Annotated in this window: 15 protein-coding genes and 1 pseudogene; 11 read left to right on the top strand and 5 right to left on the bottom strand. The window is 47.5% G+C overall.

What is annotated here, in order from left to right:
- The first annotated feature begins 36 nt into the window (after window positions 1-36).
- The 7 genes from ftsZ to yacG all read left to right on the top strand — a co-directional run bounded on the left by ftsZ (window position 37) and on the right by yacG (window position 8,378).
- Window positions 37-1,185, top strand: a complete 1,149-nt coding sequence (gene ftsZ / locus HH196_RS05790) for a cell division protein FtsZ (RefSeq protein ID WP_169451210.1) — start codon at window positions 37-39, stop codon at window positions 1,183-1,185.
- A gap of 99 nt (window positions 1,186-1,284) precedes the next feature.
- On the top strand, window positions 1,285-2,199 hold the full coding sequence (gene lpxC, locus HH196_RS05785) for a UDP-3-O-acyl-N-acetylglucosamine deacetylase (RefSeq protein ID WP_169451209.1): 915 nt from the start codon (window positions 1,285-1,287) through the stop codon (window positions 2,197-2,199).
- A 204-nt stretch (window positions 2,200-2,403) separates the two neighbouring features.
- On the top strand, window positions 2,404-5,148 hold the full coding sequence (gene secA / locus HH196_RS05780; protein WP_169451208.1) for a preprotein translocase subunit SecA: 2,745 nt from the start codon (window positions 2,404-2,406) through the stop codon (window positions 5,146-5,148).
- 785 nt (window positions 5,149-5,933) lie between these two features.
- On the top strand, window positions 5,934-7,148 hold the full coding sequence (argJ, locus tag HH196_RS05775) for a bifunctional glutamate N-acetyltransferase/amino-acid acetyltransferase ArgJ (protein ID WP_169451207.1): 1,215 nt from the start codon (window positions 5,934-5,936) through the stop codon (window positions 7,146-7,148).
- Between the two features lie 25 nt (window positions 7,149-7,173).
- Window positions 7,174-7,581: an 8-oxo-dGTP diphosphatase MutT gene (gene mutT, locus HH196_RS05770; protein ID WP_169451206.1), complete on the top strand. Its 408-nt coding sequence runs from the start codon at window positions 7,174-7,176 to the stop codon at window positions 7,579-7,581.
- Window positions 7,574-8,170, top strand: a complete 597-nt coding sequence (gene coaE / locus HH196_RS05765; protein ID WP_169451205.1) for a dephospho-CoA kinase — start codon at window positions 7,574-7,576, stop codon at window positions 8,168-8,170. Before mutT ends, coaE begins: the two co-directional genes overlap by 8 nt.
- A 1-nt stretch (window position 8,171) precedes the next feature.
- Window positions 8,172-8,378 (top strand): DNA gyrase inhibitor YacG, encoded by a 207-nt coding sequence (yacG, locus tag HH196_RS05760; RefSeq protein ID WP_169451204.1) that lies wholly within the window; start codon window positions 8,172-8,174, stop codon window positions 8,376-8,378.
- Window positions 8,379-8,442: 64 nt separating this feature from the next.
- Here the strand turns inward: yacG and HH196_RS05755 are convergent, their stop codons facing one another.
- Complete coding sequence (locus HH196_RS05755; protein WP_248276828.1) at window positions 8,443-9,678, bottom strand: type II secretion system F family protein; 1,236 nt, start codon at window positions 9,676-9,678, stop codon at window positions 8,443-8,445.
- 11 nt (window positions 9,679-9,689) lie between these two features.
- Window positions 9,690-11,417, bottom strand: a complete 1,728-nt coding sequence (pilB, locus tag HH196_RS05750) for a type IV-A pilus assembly ATPase PilB (RefSeq protein WP_169451203.1) — start codon at window positions 11,415-11,417, stop codon at window positions 9,690-9,692.
- A 274-nt stretch (window positions 11,418-11,691) separates the two neighbouring features.
- Here pilB and HH196_RS11525 point away from each other — a divergent pair.
- Both HH196_RS11525 and HH196_RS05740 read left to right on the top strand, forming a co-directional pair.
- Window positions 11,692-11,803 (top strand): annotated as a pseudogene (locus HH196_RS11525) (prepilin-type N-terminal cleavage/methylation domain-containing protein); the annotation flags it as partial.
- Between the two features lie 330 nt (window positions 11,804-12,133).
- Window positions 12,134-12,487, top strand: coding sequence for a hypothetical protein (locus HH196_RS05740; RefSeq protein WP_169451202.1), 354 nt, complete (start codon window positions 12,134-12,136; stop codon window positions 12,485-12,487).
- Between the two features lie 189 nt (window positions 12,488-12,676).
- Here the strand turns inward: HH196_RS05740 and HH196_RS05735 are convergent, their stop codons facing one another.
- The gene (locus tag HH196_RS05735; protein WP_169451201.1) at window positions 12,677-12,853 is read right to left on the bottom strand and encodes a hypothetical protein; all 177 of its coding nucleotides are present in this window, start codon (window positions 12,851-12,853) and stop codon (window positions 12,677-12,679) included.
- Window positions 12,854-13,342: 489 nt separating this feature from the next.
- Complete coding sequence (gene nadC, locus HH196_RS05730; protein ID WP_169451200.1) at window positions 13,343-14,182, bottom strand: carboxylating nicotinate-nucleotide diphosphorylase; 840 nt, start codon at window positions 14,180-14,182, stop codon at window positions 13,343-13,345.
- Window positions 14,183-14,248: 66 nt separating this feature from the next.
- On the opposite strand from nadC, the gene ampD reads away from it, so the two are divergent.
- Window positions 14,249-14,854 (top strand): 1,6-anhydro-N-acetylmuramyl-L-alanine amidase AmpD, encoded by a 606-nt coding sequence (gene ampD / locus HH196_RS05725; RefSeq protein WP_169451199.1) that lies wholly within the window; start codon window positions 14,249-14,251, stop codon window positions 14,852-14,854.
- Here ampD and HH196_RS05720 read toward each other — a convergent pair.
- Complete coding sequence (locus HH196_RS05720) at window positions 14,825-15,541, bottom strand: 16S rRNA (uracil(1498)-N(3))-methyltransferase (RefSeq protein ID WP_169451198.1); 717 nt, start codon at window positions 15,539-15,541, stop codon at window positions 14,825-14,827. The two genes, ampD and HH196_RS05720, sit on opposite strands and share 30 nt — an antisense overlap.
- Before the next feature lie 90 nt (window positions 15,542-15,631).
- On the opposite strand from HH196_RS05720, the gene HH196_RS05715 reads away from it, so the two are divergent.
- Window positions 15,632-16,966: an MATE family efflux transporter gene (locus HH196_RS05715; protein ID WP_248276827.1), complete on the top strand. Its 1,335-nt coding sequence runs from the start codon at window positions 15,632-15,634 to the stop codon at window positions 16,964-16,966.
- Window positions 16,967-17,064: the final 98 nt, after the last annotated feature.

The raw sequence follows: 17,064 nt of genomic DNA, 5'->3' as shown, positions 1-17,064 counted from the left end.
GATTGCCTGGGGAGGCGAGCCGAAGGGGGAGAGAAGATGTTTCAATTAATTGATCAAGCGGCAGAAGGTGCTCGCATTAAAGTGATCGGCGTTGGTGGCGGTGGCGGTAACGCTGTTGCGCACATGCGTACGAGCTTTATGGAAGGTGTGGAGTTTATCTGTGCCAATACCGATGCACAGGCCCTAACCAAAACCGGTTTAAGTGCGCCACTTCATATTGGACGTGATACGACCAATGGTCTGGGTGCTGGAGCTAATCCAGATGTAGGCCGTGAAGCAGCACTGGAGAGTCGTGAAGCGATTCGTGAAGCCCTTGACGGAGCAGATATGGTCTTCATCACCGCTGGTATGGGTGGTGGAACTGGAACGGGTGCCGCACCTATTGTAGCTGAAGTTGCAAAAGAGGTGGGAGCACTGGCTGTGGCTGTGGTAACCAAACCTTTCCCATTTGAAGGTAAGAAACGAATGGCCATCGCGGAGCAGGGTATTGCTGAATTGCGTGAAGTGGTTGATTCGTTGATTGTCGTGCCAAACGCAAAATTGCTCGATGTTCTTGGTGCTAAAACAAGTCTTTTGAAAGCTTTTGCAGCTGCCAATGAAGTTTTAAACGGTGCAGTATCAGGTATATCTGACCTAATTACTCGTCCAGGTATGATTAACGTCGACTTCGCTGATGTGCGCACGGTGATGTCAGAGTCGGGCCTATCGATGATGGGTACTGGAATTGCTAAAGGCGATAACCGCGCGGCTCTTGCAACCGAGCAAGCGATTAATAGTCCTCTCTTAGAAGGTGTGGATCTTAAAGGTGCACGCGGTGTATTGGTAAATATTGCAGCCAATGATGATCTAAGTTTGGGAGAGTTTGCCGAAGTGGGGGATTTGATCGCTGAATATGCAGCCGATGACGCCACGGTGGTTGTGGGTACGGTGATAGATCCTAGCCTCGAAGATCGAGTTAAAGTGACTGTTGTTGCGACAGGTTTGAGTGCTCGTGAAACTATTCAGGTACAGCCGACAGTCGTCGTTGACAATGTACAGGCTAAGCCTAAATTGAACCTGGATAATCTTGAGTTGCCAGAGATTCTAAAACCGCGTTGTGTTGAAGCTCTTCTGCATAAACCGGTTAAGGAAGATCCGTATATGGACCTTGATTACCTTGATATCCCAACCTATGCGAGACGCTGAACGCTAGCTGAATATTTTTTCAGGCATTAGCTAGGAACAACCTAGCTTTTGCTTTATAGTGTGCTGTTAATAACCATGATAAGTGGAATACCACAGCGGATGATTAAGCAGCGCACTCTCAAAAACAGTATTAAAGCTACAGGTATTGGTCTTCACTCAGGTCAAAAGGTATATCTAACCTTGCGTCCTGCCCCGATCAATACGGGTGTTGTTTTTCGCCGAGTAGATTTAGATCCTGTGGTTGAGATCCAAGCTCTAGCGCATAACGTTTCGGATACCACTCTTTCTACCAATATCTCTAAAGATGGTGCTCGTGTTGCAACCGTAGAACACCTTCTATCTGCACTTGCAGGTTTAGGTATCGATAATGCATACGTAGAGCTTAGCGCAGAAGAGGTGCCTATCATGGATGGTAGTGCTGCTCCTTTTGTCTTCCTCGTGCAGTCTGCAGGTATTGAAGAACAGGATGCGCCTAAACAGTTCATCCGTATTCTTAAAGAGGTGATGGTTGAGCACGACGGTAAAACTGCAAAATTCTTACCTTTTGATGGCTTTAAAGTTGGCTTTCAGATCGAGTTCAACCACCCAGTATTTGAAGATCGTAATCAGCACGCAGCACTTGATTTCTCTAGTACCTCTTTTGTTAAAGAGGTGGCGCGTGCCCGTACTTTCGGCTTCATGCGTGATATCGAATACCTTCGCTCTCAAAACCTGGCTCTAGGTGGCAGCTTTGATAACGCCATTGTCGTGGATGACTACCGTATTCTTAACGAAGATGGTCTTCGCTACGAAGATGAGTTTGTTAAACACAAGATTCTAGATGCTGTTGGCGATCTTTATCTGTTAGGTAAAAGCCTCATCGGTGAATTTTATGGTGATAAATCAGGCCACTTCCTGAACAATCGCCTGCTACGTACGCTGCTTGAAGATCAAAGCGCATGGGAGATCGTGACCTTTGAAACTGACGAGCACAAAGCACCAATTTCATACCAACGCCCTGCAGCGGCTGTTTGATCTTAAGATCTGTGGTATAAGATAGGGCCGATTTGAATCGGCCCTTTTTTTTAGTGTGAATTTAGATCTGCTATACCTGTTTGTATTTAGAATGTACCGACAAAATGGCAATCAATTTAAAAACAAAAAGTGGACGCTGTCCGTTGATTTATGCCTCAACGTCCCCATAAAGAATAGAACCGTTTTACTGTAGATGACCAAACCATGCTGACCTCAATATTTAAAAAACTCTTCGGAAGCAAAAACGATCGTGAACTGAAACGCATGGGGCGGGTCGTTAAACAGATCAATGAACTTGAAGCTCAGTTAGAAGCTTTAAGTGATGACGAACTCAAAGCAAAGACGCTTGAGTACCGTGAGCGCCATGAGAATGGTGAGTCGTTGGAGCAGCTTCTTCCTGAAGCCTTTGCAACCTGTCGTGAAGCATCTAAACGTGTCATGGGAATGCGCCACTTCGATGTGCAGATGATCGGTGGTATGACGCTGCATGACGGCAAGGTAGCCGAGATGCGCACCGGTGAGGGTAAAACACTGGTAGCAACTCTTGCGGTATACCTCAATGCAATCCCGGGTGAGGGTGTTCACGTCGTTACCGTCAACGATTACCTGGCAAGTCGTGACGCCGAGTGGATGCGTCCCCTCTATGAAGCACTAGGTCTTTCAGTAGGTGTGGTGGTATCAAACCAAAACGGTGAAGAGAAACGTGCAGCCTATGCCTGTGACATCACCTACGGTACTAACAACGAGTTTGGCTTTGACTATCTACGTGACAACATGGCCTTTAGTTTGGCTGACAAAGTACAGCGTGAATTTAACTTCGCTGTAGTCGATGAGGTTGACTCAATCCTTATCGATGAAGCACGTACCCCGCTAATTATTTCAGGTCCAGCTGAAGACAGCTCTGAAACCTATCTCGCTATCAATACATTGATTCCACACCTGACTCAGTTTGAAGGTGAGATTGATGTCAAAGATGAGTCACAGGTTATTGAAGAGCACTTCCATGTCGATGAGAAGAACCGTACTGTTGAATTGACTGAAGCTGGTCACGAAAAAGTAGAGGAGATGCTTATCGAAGCGGGTCTTCTGACTGAGGGTGATAGCCTCTACTCTGCAGCAAACCTAACACTACTGCATCATGTCCTAGCTGCACTGCGTGCCCACAACCTATTTGTTCGTGACCGCGATTATATCGTTCAGGGTGGTCAAATCGTAATTGTCGATGAGCACACAGGTCGTATCATGCCTGGCCGTCGTTGGTCAGAAGGTCTTCACCAAGCGGTTGAGGCTAAAGAGGGCGTTCAGATTCAGATGGAGAGCCAGACGCTCGCATCTACAACCTTCCAGAACTACTTCCGTCTCTATAATAAACTTTCGGGTATGACCGGTACGGCTGACACTGAAGCGTTCGAGCTTCGTCAGATCTATGGTCTAGATGTTGTGGTTATTCCAACTAACCGTCCAATTCAGCGTATTGATTACAACGATCTTGTATACCTTTCAATCGAAGATAAGTTCGAAGCGATTGTGAAAGAGGTGAAACATTGCCAAGAGACAGGTCGCCCAATTCTTGTGGGTACCGCCTCTGTTAACTCTTCTGAAATGCTCTCTCAGATGCTTGAGAAGTCAGGTATCAAGCACAACGTATTGAACGCTAAACAGCATGAGCGCGAAGCGGGTGTTATCGCAGAAGCGGGTCGTCCAGGTGCTGTAACTATTGCTACCAACATGGCAGGTCGTGGTACCGATATTATGTTGGGCGGCAAACTAGAGGTTGAACTTGAAGCTCTAGGCGCTGATGCAACTGAAGCGCAGATTGCGGAAGCTAAAGCTGATTGGCAGCAGCGCCATGAAGCGGTACTCGAAGCGGGTGGTCTTCACATTATCGGTACAGAGCGTCATGAATCACGTCGTATTGATAACCAGCTTCGTGGTCGTTCAGGTCGTCAGGGTGACCCAGGTTCATCACGTTTTTTCCTATCGCTTGAAGATGACCTTATGCGTATCTTCGCGTCGGATCGTGTTCGCAACATGATGAAAGCGCTTGGTATGGAGAAGGGTGAAGCGATCGAGCATAAGATGGTAAGTAACGCTATTGAGAAAGCGCAGCGTAAGGTTGAAGGTCGTAACTTTGATATCCGTAAACAGCTCCTTGAGTACGATGATGTCGCAAACGATCAACGTACCGTGATCTATGATCAGCGTAATGAACTGATGTCCTCTGATGATGTATCAGAGACGATTGACGCAATTCGAGCTGAAGTGGTTGATAACATCATCAGTACCTTCATCCCTCCACAGTCGCTGATCGAGCAGTGGGATATTGCAGGTCTTGAAGAGGCTATCCAGGGTGAATTTGCGATTGAGATGCCGATTCAGAAGTGGCTAGATGATGATCAGAGCCTATACGAAGAGACTCTTCGTGAGCGAATTCTTGAGAACATCGTTGCCCTCTATCGTGAGAAAGAGGCGATGGTCGGCACTGAATCTTTCCGTCTATTCGAGAAGCAGGTGATGCTTCAAGTCCTAGACTCGCTTTGGAAAGAGCACCTACAGACAATGGATCTACTTCGTCGTGGTATTCACCTACGTGGCTACGCACAGAAGAACCCGAAACAGGAGTACAAGCGTGAATCGTTTGAACTCTTCCAGAATCTTCTTGAGAGCATCAAAACCGACGTTGTACGTATTATCAGTCACGTTAAAGTTCGTTCGCCAGAAGAGGTTGAAGAGATGGAGCGTCAACGCCAGCAAGCAGCTGCGAGTCAGACGATGGACTTCAAACACGATGATGCCTCTGGAATGGGCGGTGAGTCGGATGCTTCAGGCCTTGAAGGTGAAGAGCAGCCAGCGACCTTCGTTCGTGAAGGCGACAAAGTAGGCCGTAACGAACCTTGTCCTTGTGGTTCAGGTAAGAAGTATAAAGCGTGTCACGGGAAGCTAAGTTAAGTTTTTGACACGATCTAAAGGGCTGCATTTTTGCGGCCTTTTTTGTCTCTTTTTATAATTGCTTTAGAGCTTTAGAGCGAATATCCCGCTAAAGCGGGACATTGTCACTTTTCGCTTGCCCGAAAAGTAACCTCACCGAAAAATGCGTCCTGCATTTTCGGTATTCCGGCCATCCATGGCCATCAGCGTGGCACCCCCGCTACTTCGGCCTTCGGCCTTCGGCACGTTGCGCGCGAAGCGCTTTTCCTGAAGCCAATTCCATACTTCACAGACCGTTAATTGCTCCTGCATTAACGGAATACATGCCATCCATGGCATTAAGTCGACATCCTGTCTCCGCTGTTCATCGCTGACGTCCTGTCAGCGCTGAAATTAACTTTAAACCGGAAAACCACTCCGTGCTCACTCTCATCCGAAGGGGGATATAGGCACTCTGTTGATATATCGTTACGAGTGTCGATTTCGAATTACGCGCCAGATGTCCACGTCCGACTGAGAGAGAGCACAGTGTGCAGCAGGCCGAAGGAGCGTGGTCAGTTTTTATAACCATGGATGGTTGGTATACCGAAAATGCAGGACGCAATTTTCGGTGAGGGTACTTTTTGCTGACCAAAAAGTACCAATTGCCAGCTTTTAGCTGGGTATTCGCTTTTTAAAATTCATCAGAATTCCGCATCTAAAAGCATTCGTAGATTAACGCAAAATCTAGACTGATATAGCTCTGTGAAAAACATCATAAACCCCTTAAAATATCGAGATTACTTCATATCTTTAAGGATTCTCCCATGGCTGTCGGTCCAGATACTCTGCCTACTCTTCATCCTGTTGCTGGTTTTAAAATTGGTATCGCTAGTGCGGGCATTAAGCGTCCTGGGCGTCGTGATATTGTTGTTATGGAGATTCCTGAAGGGGCATCTGTTGCGGGTGTATTCACCAAGAACCAGTTCTGCGCAGCGCCTGTCCATTTGGCTAAAGCGAATATGGCTAAAGGAGGCGTCCGTTACCTTTTGACCAATACCGGTAATGCCAATGCAGGTACTGGTGAGCAGGGGATGGCTGATGCTATCGAAACTACGCAAGAGCTTGCAAAGCGCGCAGGTGTGAGTGCAGAACAGATAATGCCCTACTCTACCGGCGTAATTGGAGAACCACTTCCGGTGGCTAAGATTGTTGGTGCACTTGACGCCGCCCTAGCTGACCTTAAAGAAGATAGCTGGATGGACGCTGCCTGGGGCATCATGACGACTGATACACGTGCTAAGGCGGCTTGTGAGCAGCTTGAGATCGACGGTAAAACCATCACAATTACCGGTATCTCTAAAGGTGCAGGTATGATCAAACCTAACATGGCGACTATGTTGGGTTATGTTGCTACAGATGCCAAAGTTGCGCAGCCGCTTCTTCAGAAGTGGATGTCAGAGGTGACTGAAAAATCATTCAACCGTATTACTGTTGATGGTGATACTTCAACCAATGATAGCTGTACACTTGTTGCAACCGGAGCATCAGGTGTGGATATCCTTGAAGGATCAGAGGCAGCAGTTGCGTTTGAGGCTGCTCTAAATCGCATCATGTTGCAGCTTGCTCAACTGATTGTCCGTGATGGTGAGGGTGCGACTAAGTTTGTCGAAATCCGTGTCGACAGCGCTGCATCTCAGCAAGAAGCGCTGGATGTTGCTTACACCATCGCACATTCACCGCTCGTTAAAACGGCACTCTTTGCGAGTGACCCTAACTGGGGTCGTATTCTTGCTTGTGTTGGCCGTGCTGGGGTCGAAAATCTTGATCTTAATGCACTCAAAATCTACTTAGATCAGACATGTATAGTCGAGAACGGTGGTCGTGCTAAGAGCTACACTGAAGAGCAGGGGCAGGCTGTGATGAATAAGGAGGATATCCTCATTCATGTTGTGCTGAATCGTGGTGCAGTCTCTGAAACGGTATGGACGACAGACCTCTCTAAAGAGTATGTCGCTATAAACGCCGATTACCGCTCTTAATCGCCATCTAATTCAAGGCTAGGGTTTGAAACAAGTTCTCGTTACCGCTGCTGCTATTTTAAATTCCAAAGGTGAACTCCTCATCGCTAAGCGTCCAGATGATAAACATCAGGGCGGATTGTGGGAGTTTCCTGGTGGCAAAGTGGAAGCTGGTGAAGAGATTCTTACTGCGCTCGATAGAGAACTTTTCGAAGAGCTTGGTATTAAAACTCTAGCGGCAAAACCTCTGATTAAAGTGAGTCACGATTACTTAGATAAATCGGTTGTATTAGATGTTTGGGTAGTCACGGAATTTAGTGGCAAAGCCGAGGGTAGAGAGGGTCAAGAGGTACGTTGGATTGTGCACTCCGATATCGACTCATACACCTTTCCTGCCGCAAATTTGCCAATTATTGAGGCCTTCAAAAACTACATAGGTGAAAACCTTGGCTAAGTTTATTCTAGGTTTAACTGGCGGTATAGCGAGTGGAAAAAGTGCCGCTGCTGATACCTTTGCACTCTTGGGTGCGGCGGTAATCGATACCGATCAGATCTCCCGTGAAGTCGTCGAGCCAGGTACCCCTGCTTTAGATGAAATCGAGAAGCACTTTGGCCCAGATGTTATCAATTCAGACCATACACTCAATAGAAGTGCACTTCGTGAACTTGTATTTGCTGATGTAGAAGAGCGACGCTGGTTGGAGTCGTTACTTCACCCTGCTATCCGAGAGACAGCCATAGCGCGTGCTAAAAAGGCACCAAATGAGATTGCTATCTTGGTGGTACCCCTGCTTTTTGAATCTGGCCAATACCAAAACGTCGATTCGACCCTTGTGATCGATGTGCCTGTGGAAGTTCAGCGTGCTCGTACGCTTGCCCGAGATGGGGTGAGTGCGGCACAGGTTGAAGCTATTTTAGCGGCCCAAATGGAGCGCAGCTCACGACTTGCTCAGGCCGATTATGTCATTGAAAACAGTGGTTCGTTAGAGGATCTACAGCAGAAGATCAGTGATCTATACACACAATTACAGACTAGGATTTAAGATGAAAGTGAACTGTCCGACTTGTGAAAAGTCAGTAACCTACTCAACAGATAATCCCTATCGTCCATTTTGTTCTGAACGCTGTAAGCTGATTGATCTCGGTGAGTGGGCATCTGAAGGGTATAAGGTGCCTGTTGAACCTACACTGGATGACTACAGTTCAGGCATGGATCCTAATGAGTTTGAGCATACGCCGACTCGGCATTAAATAAATATATGGGGTCAGAGTAGTCTAATACCGAAGGTATTAGACTACTCTGACCCCGGATCCGCTAGCCAACTACATTGCCTAGTTGGAAGATAGGAAGATACATCGCAATAACGAGTCCACCAACCAAGGTTCCCAGTACCACCATGATAAGGGGCTCTAGGAGGCTGGATAGATTGTCCACGGCGTTATCTACCGCCGCTTCATAGAACTCAGCCACCTTATCCAACATCTGATCAAGTGAGCCAGCTTCTTCACCTATAGATACCATCTGCACTACCATCATCGGATAGACGCCTGTCATGGTGATTGCGTTCTTAAGTGATTGGCCCGCTGATACACCATTACGAATCTGCATAATCGATTGGCGATAGACCACATTGCCTGATGCTCCGGCACAGGACTCAAGGGCCTGGACCAGTGGTACACCTGCCGCAAAGGTGGTGGAGAGTGTCCTGGTAAAGCGGGCGATTGCTGCATTGTGTAAGATGCCACCGATCACTGGGATCTTTAGGCTCATGCGCTCAACAGACTCTCTAAAACTCTGTGACTTCACCATTTGCCGTTTAAATAGGAACCCACCACCAATAATCGCCACTAGAGCATAGAACCAATAGGTTTGTGCAATTTCTGAGAGATTGACGACAAATAGTGTAAATGCAGGTAACTCTGCGCCAAAGCTACCAAAGACATTTTCAAATACTGGTACGACTTTCACCAGAAGAATAGCTGTAACTAGTAGGCCAACGATAACGACTGCTGTAGGGTAGGTGAGCGCTTTCTTAATTTTTGCTTTAAGTGCTTCGGTCTTCTCTTTGTATGTTGCGAGTCGGTCTAACATAGCCTCCAAAGAACCAGACTGCTCACCCGCCGCGACTAATGAAACATAGAGGTCATCAAAGTGCTCTGGATATTTGGCTAGCGCTGAAGATAGGTCGATACCGCCGTTTACCTCGGAGCGTATATCGTAAATCATCTTCTTAAGCTTATCTTTTTCGCTCCCTTGGGCGACGATATCTAACCCCTGAAGAAGCGGTACCCCAGAGCGCATCATAGTAGCCATCTGGCGTGTAAAGAAGGCGATATCTACAGCTTTTATAGGCTTGGTTTTGGCAGAAAATAGCGATGTACTCTCTTTGCTGATCTTCTGGGGCAATATCCCTTGCTGGCGCAGAATGACCTTTGCGCTTGAGATGTCCCGAGCATCCACCTTGCCTTTGCTCTGGTTGCCGGCCTTGTCTTTACCGGTCCAATTAAAGGTATAGATCTGCTCTTTACGTTTCGCTTTAGTTGATACCAACTGCTTAGACCTTAGGTTTTAATAACTCGATTCATCTCTTCAAGGCTTGTGACACCTGCTGCCACCTTGCGAAGACCTGCACTTCTTAAAGTAGCAAAGCCTTCAGATTTTGCGACTTTTAAAATCTCGATAGCATTACCGTTGTTCATGATGCACTCGGCTATCTCTGGCGATACCTTCAACATCTCATAAATACCGACACGTCCTCGGTAACCGCGGTTACATCGAGGACACCCCTCAGGGTTGTGTTCAAAGATCGTCAGTTTCTCTAGCTGCTCCTCTGTGAAACCCTCTTCAAGCAGTGTTGCGCGAGGTAGGTCAACCTGAGTTTTACAGCTACTACAGAGACGGCGTGCCAGACGCTGAGCAATGATCAGCGTAACGGAAGTGGCGATGTTAAACGAGGCAACACCCATGTTACGAAGGCGCGTCAGTGTCTCTGGTGCGCTGTTGGTATGCAGAGTAGATAACACCATGTGGCCCGTCTGCGCTGCTTTAATGGCAATCTCGGCGGTCTCTAAGTCACGAATCTCTCCGACCATGACTACGTCAGGGTCCTGTCGCAAGAAGGCGCGTAGGGCCTCAGCAAATGTCAGTCCAACCTTTGGATTAACATGGACCTGGTTTACCCCCTCCATGTTAATCTCTACTGGATCCTCAGCGGTGGAGATGTTGCGCTCCTCTTCGTTGAGGATATTTAGGCCAGTATAGAGAGTAACCGTTTTACCTGAACCGGTAGGCCCCGTAACCAACACCATCCCCTGCGGGCGGCGCAGTACACTCATAAAGAGTTCGCGCTGCTCAGGCTCAAAGCCAAGCGCATCAACCCCGATGGTGGCACTGGTTGGATCAAGAATACGAAGTACGATCTTCTCACCCCATAGAGTAGGAAGTGTATTCACACGAAAATCGATAGAGCGTTTAGCGGAAACTTTGAGTTTGATACGTCCATCTTGCGGCACACGGCGCTCCGCAATGTCCATGTTCGACATCACCTTTAAACGAGCAGAGAGGCGGGCAGCAAGATTGATAGGAGGGTTACTCACCTCCTGCAGAATGCCATCGATACGACAACGTACGCGATAGCTCTTCTCATAGGGTTCAAAGTGAATATCGGATGCCCCATTCTTGATTGCATCGAGTAGCACCTTATTAACAAATCGAACGATTGGCGCATCAGAGGTAGCATCTGCAACGCTATCCTCTTCAGTGCGGCGCTCGGTATCACCCAGCTCGAGGTTATCCAGATCGCTATCAGCAAGGTCTCCAAGCGCTGCTGTGCCATCATCCTGAGAGTCGATCAACAGCTCGATTTTTCGAGTCAGTTTATCCTCTTCAACAATCACGGCTTCAGTTGGAATGCCAGTACTGAATCGAAGCTCATCGAGGGCGCGAATGTTACTTGGGTCAGAGATGCCAACATAGAGACGGTTTTCGCGTTTAATGAGCGGAATAACCTGATGCTTAGCGATAAGTTTGGCGTCGATCAACTCTTTAGGAATGGCGTCGAGCATAAACGAGTCTAGATCTAGAATCGGCAGGCCAAACTCATCAGATGCCGCAACAGCAGCTCGACGGGCACTGATAAGACGTTTCTCAATCAGATAGGATATAAAGGACTTCTGCGCGGCACGGGATTCACTGAGTGCACGTTTAGTTGCTTCACTATCAATAACACCGGTATTCACCAGTCTTTTTGCGAGTCCATTCAGTAGTGGCTGAGATGCTTGCAAGCCCATCTCCTAAATTGATAAACATAATAATCTGCACTATGGCAAATTTTTGACTCTGTTACATCTATTTATAGACCAAAAAATTGAGCTAAGCCGGTGTTTCTGAATGTTTTCTTAAACTTTTACACATTTTTTAATTTGTTTCTTGCTAAACCCAAATTTGCGTCTATTCTTAATACGAAGAAAAGGAGTTCTGTTTCCCGATTAGGGGGCAGAGGCGTTGCTAAAGCATTGGGACTGAATCGACGCTGATAAAATTTCACACTCAGGAGATATACACATGAGTAAGAAAATGCAAAAGGGCTTTACCCTAATCGAGTTGATGATTGTTGTTGCGATCATCGGTATTTTGGCTGCAATCGCGTTGCCGGCTTATCAGGATTACGTTAAAGATAGTAATGATTCAGCATGTTTGGCAGAGTCTAAGGGAGCTGCTAACGTGCGAGTGGTACAAGTTTCACAAGGTGAATCAGCAGCGATTGTTTCTTTGGGTTCTTGTGCAGCTGACACTGTTTCATCTGCAACAGCTAGTTTCTCGGTATCAACTGCTGATGGTGGTAATGTAAGTTGTGGTGATTCAGGTACATGTACCCTTACCAAGTGGGATGAGTGATAGTCCCCTCTTTTTTAAAGGCCGTGAAAGCGGCCTTTTTCTTTTGTCGTCTTTACGACTTCTCGCTCAAATGCTACAAACACACCTCAATTTGATTTGAGGTATCTCTGTGAAGTTCTCTAAGCGTTTAACCTTTCTTATCCTTGTTGTCCTTTCTGTTGTCGTGACTTACTACCTTGAGTCGAAAAAGAGTGAAGTGACACCTGAAACTCGTGCCCAAGTTGAAGCTGAATTAGCCAAAGATCCAACCTTTCCTGTAAAACCCGTTTGGTGGGAGAAGGGGCATATTCTTGCAGTGGGTGTTTTACCAAATGGTGAGAACCGTGGTGCCGATGCGATGAAGGTTTGTGAGATCCTCAATAGCTTCAATATCGTTCCTGCTGAGGTGCAAGTCTTCGATGTGCTGCAGATTCAGAATGATGATGAGTGGGTGCAAATCGGTGGTGCGATCTGTAGCCACTGATGACTGCTCAATTAGCTGGCTACGTAGCTCGACTGTAGGAGCGAATTAACGCGTAGCGGTAAGCCGCGATCAAATCACTTAGGTGATTTGTAAGTTTCCCAGCGTGTTCCAGATTCTTTTTTAAGATCAAAAGCGAATACTCAGCCAAAGGCTGACCATTGTTACTTTTCGCTTGCCCGAAAAGTAACCTCACCGAAAATTGCGTCCTGCATTTTCGGTATACCAACCATCCATGGTTATAAAAACTGACCACGCTCCTTCGGCCTGCGGCACGTTGCGCGCGAAATGCTTTTCCTGAAGCCAATTCCATTCTTCATAGACCGTTAATTGCTCCTGCATTAACGGAATACATGCCATCCATGGCATTAAGTCGACATCCTGTCTCCGCTGTTCATCGCTGACGTCCTGTCAGCGCTGGAATTAGCTTTTAACCGGAAAACCACTCCGTGCTCACTCTCATCCGAAGGGGGATGTTGGCACTCTGTAGATATATCGTTACGAGTGTCGATTTCGAATTACGCGCCAGATGTCCACGTCCGACTGAGAACGAGCACGGTGCTATTTTTCGGTTAAGAGCTCATCAGGTTGAGGCCATGGACGGCCGAAGAGCACAACGGAGGCAGGAAGCCGACTTTGTGCGGTCCTGATGGGCTTCAGAAAAATAGTATCGAGCGCAGTGTGCCGTAGGCCGAAGGAGCGTGGTCAGTTTTTGGGTACTTTTTGCTGACCAAAAAGTACCAATATCCCGTAAAAGCGGGGTATTCGCTTTTGATCTTGAAGGAGTAAAAAAGAAATGTTGGAAGACGCAGATAAAGTGGGGTCAGACCGCAGGTCAGCCCCCCATTAGGGGGTAACTCAAAGTAGTCGCATTGATAGATCTATAGCCCGACAATGTTTAGTCAGAGCACCAATCGAAATGTAATCAACCCCTGTCTCTGCATACATCAGCAACGTCTCATCAGTAATATTGCCTGACGCTTCCAACTTAGCTCGTCCATTGACGTGTTTCACCGCCTCAACCATCGACTCGGGTGTGAAGTTATCGAGCATGATGATATCCGCGCCTGCTTCTAGTGCTTGGTTCAGTTCATCAAAGCTCTCTACCTCAACCTCGACCGGTTTGCCTGGGTGGTTGGAGCGCGCTTGAGAGATGGCGTTGTTGATGCCGCCTGCTGCAAGGATATGGTTCTCTTTGATTAGAAAGGCATCAAAGAGGCCGATCCGGTGGTTATAGCAACCGCCGCAGGTTACGGCGTACTTTTGCGCTAGGCGAAGGCCTGGTATGGTTTTGCGTGTATCTAGCAGGCGGACGTTGGTGTCTGCAACCCTATCGGCATAGCTCTTTGCGATGGTTGCAGTGCCTGAGAGTGTTTGAAGGAAGTTAAGCGCTGCGCGCTCTCCTGTGAGAAGGCTGCGCGCAGGACCCTCTAGTGTAAATAGGACCGTGTTGGGTTTTACACTTTCTCCATCGGTCACCTTCCAGGTAACAACCACCGACGGATCGACCTGAGCAAATACCTCATTTACCCATGCAATGCCTGCAATGACTGCTTCATCGCGAGAAATGATCTGCGCTTTAGCTTGGTTCGTTGCCGGAATTAGCTCTGCTGTTACATCACCCGTGCCGACATCTTCCAGAAGTGCGTTACGGACATTCGCTTCGATGATTGGAGTTAAACTCTCTAGCGTTAGCATGGTGGCAGGGTCTCAGGTAGTATTTGTGTGGCGTGTATTCTACAGCGAAAAATGCAGATAAGTTAAATGGCGATCACAAACGACAACATTTTTTCAGTCGACCTATCTACTCACCGTTTAAATGGTGCTGAGCAGATAGATTCGCCAAACTTTAATGAACGGCCATCCCAAGAGATCTCTCTGTTGGTGATTCATAACATCAGCTTGCCGCCGGGAGAGTTTGATAGTCGTTGTGTCGAACAATTTTTCTGTAATCAGCTCGACCCTAGCCAGCACCCTTATTTTGAGGAGATTAAGAGTCTTGAGGTCTCTTCGCATCTGCTTATCGAACGCACCGGGCGGGTAGTGCAATTTGTCCCTTTTGATAAGCGCGCTTGGCACGCAGGTGTTTCTGCCTTTGATGGCCGTGCGAACTGTAACGACTTCTCGATTGGTATTGAGCTTGAAGGAACCGATTGTCAGCCATTCACTGAGGTTCAGTATCAACAGCTGGCTTCAATCGTTCGGGCGTTGATGCGCAGTTATCCTGAGATCACATCGAGTCGCATTACCGGCCATTCTGACATTGCACCAGGGCGTAAGACAGATCCTGGCCCACTCTTTGATTGGGGTTATTTGAGATCTATGTTCGCAGGTTCCCCGCTACTGAATCGGAAAGAGTCGGCTCAGTAAAACAGGCACTGCGGTCTCCACTCTAAGGATCCGTTGGCCAATGTGAATAGGCTCCATCCCTTGCTGCTGCATCATATCGACCTCGTAGGGGATGAAGCCACCCTCGGGCCCTATAGCTATAACACTCTCTTCCAATGATGGCTCTGGACACTCTTTTGCATTATAAGGGTGTGCTATTAATGCGCGCTTGCCGCTAATGAGTTGAGGTAGTTCATCCTCTACAAACGGCTTGAAACGTTTACGAATATGCACCTTGGGAAGTAGGGTGTCACCCGCTTGCTCAAGGCCCAATGTTAGCTGTTCATGGATGGCACTTTCGCTTAAGAGCGGTGTCGACCAGTAACTCTTATCAACACGGTAGGCGTTAATCAGGTAGATCTCTTTTACTCCCATCGCAGCCATCGTTTGTAACGTTCGTTTAAACATCTTAGGTCTTGGCATCGCTAAAATGACCGTCGCTGGTAGCACCTTAGGCGCCTGTTCAGTGAGGGTTAGATTAAATATCGCCTCATGCTCACCGATGTTCTGTAGCTGGGCAGTTCCGATCAAACCGTTTAACTCACCGGCACGCAAGGACTGACCAACTTCAATTTGGTGCACATCTCGGATATGCGCAAGTCTGCGCCCGGTTATCCGAACTTGATGGGTATCGATGTAGTCGGTTGCTTCTATCAGAAGTAGGTTCAAGGTGTCTGCTCATGCTCGATTTGCGGTGAAGTTTATCAATAATTGAGTTGGCAAGCAGGCATATTCCTAACTTTAGGGTATAGTTCGGCCATGTCTCGAGCAGCCGATCTTATTAACGACCCTATTCGCCCAACCTTGGTACGTATGACGCTACCGATGATGTTTGGCATGATTAGCTTGATGCTATTCAACTTGGCGGATGCTTGGTTTGTGGCACGTCTTGGGACCTGGCCGCTGGCAGCACTCTCTTTTACCTTCCCAATAAGCTTTGCCATTACCAGCTTAGCAATCGGCTTGGGTGTGGGTACCTCCGCTACTTTGGCTAGATTGATTGGTAGTGGTGCACAGGCGAGGGTCCCACGTTTAGCGACTGATAACCTACTAATGGCTGTGTTAATCACTGCAATAGTTGGATTAATCGGACAGTTTTTATTAATCCCCATCGTGACGCTGATGGGGGCGCCTGAGTACCTACTGCCATTCATTGATTCCTACATGGCGGTCTGGTTTTTTGCCTCGATCTTTATGGTCCTCAACATGGTGTGCAACAGTACTTATCGTGCCTTGGGTGATACCCGCACCTCTGCTGCAATTATGCTGGGTTCATCAATTCTCAACTTCGTCTTGGATCCACTGTTTATCTTTGGTTGGGGAGTGATCCCTGCGCTTGGAGTCCAAGGTGCTGCAGTTGCGAGTCTTTTGGCTTGGGCTGCCACGGCCGCTTTATCACTCTGGATACTGAAATCCAAAAAAGGTTTATTGTTGCTGACTTGGTTAGACCCTGCTGAGCTGATCAATAACTGGCGATCAGTGCTGACCATAAGCCTCCCAGCGGCGCTCTCTAATATGATGACACCGGTCGCAAATGCTGTGCTGACTTCTGTTGTTGCTACACATGGTCCTGCAGCAGTTGCAGCCTATGGGGTTGGTGCTCGAATAGAATCACTAGCCCTGCTAGTCTGTTTAGCGCTATCCATGACCTTGCCACCTTTTGTGAGTCAAAACTTTGGAGCAAAGAGATTCGAGCGTGTTACCAGTGCTTATGGCGATGCGGTGCTCTTTGCGTTGATCTGGCAGTTCGTGATCTATTTGGTTTTAGCTTTGGCGGCAGGTTCTCTTGTGATCTTCTTTACCGAAGATCCTGAAGTAGGGCGCTGGTTAGTATTGTGGTTATTGATTGTCCCCTTAGGTTTCGGTTTTCAGGCGACCACCTTCTTAAGCTCTTCAACCTTCAATGCACTTCATAAACCCTATCGGGCGATGCGGATAAGTATTGTTCGTCTATTCATTCTCTATGTACCGCTGGGCTGGTTAGGCAGTCAGATGTTTGAGTTGAAGGGTATGTTTGTAGGTCTCGTTGTTGCGAATGCGCTAACCGCTGCGCTGGCGTGGTTTTGGGTGCTTCGCACGCTTAAACGCCTCTGATTTCACTAAATCTTCATCTACACTCTCTAAAGTTTAAACACTCTTTTAAGGAGGTTTGACCTATTTTGCTGTACTTATTAGACCTCTGGACTATTGTT

The organism is Marinobacterium sp. LSUCC0821 (assembly GCF_012848475.1).
GTDB lineage: Bacteria > Pseudomonadota > Gammaproteobacteria > Pseudomonadales > Balneatricaceae > Marinobacterium_E.
The sequence above is the reverse complement of the archived record's forward strand: the minus strand, read 5'-3'. Positions and strand labels throughout refer to the sequence as shown.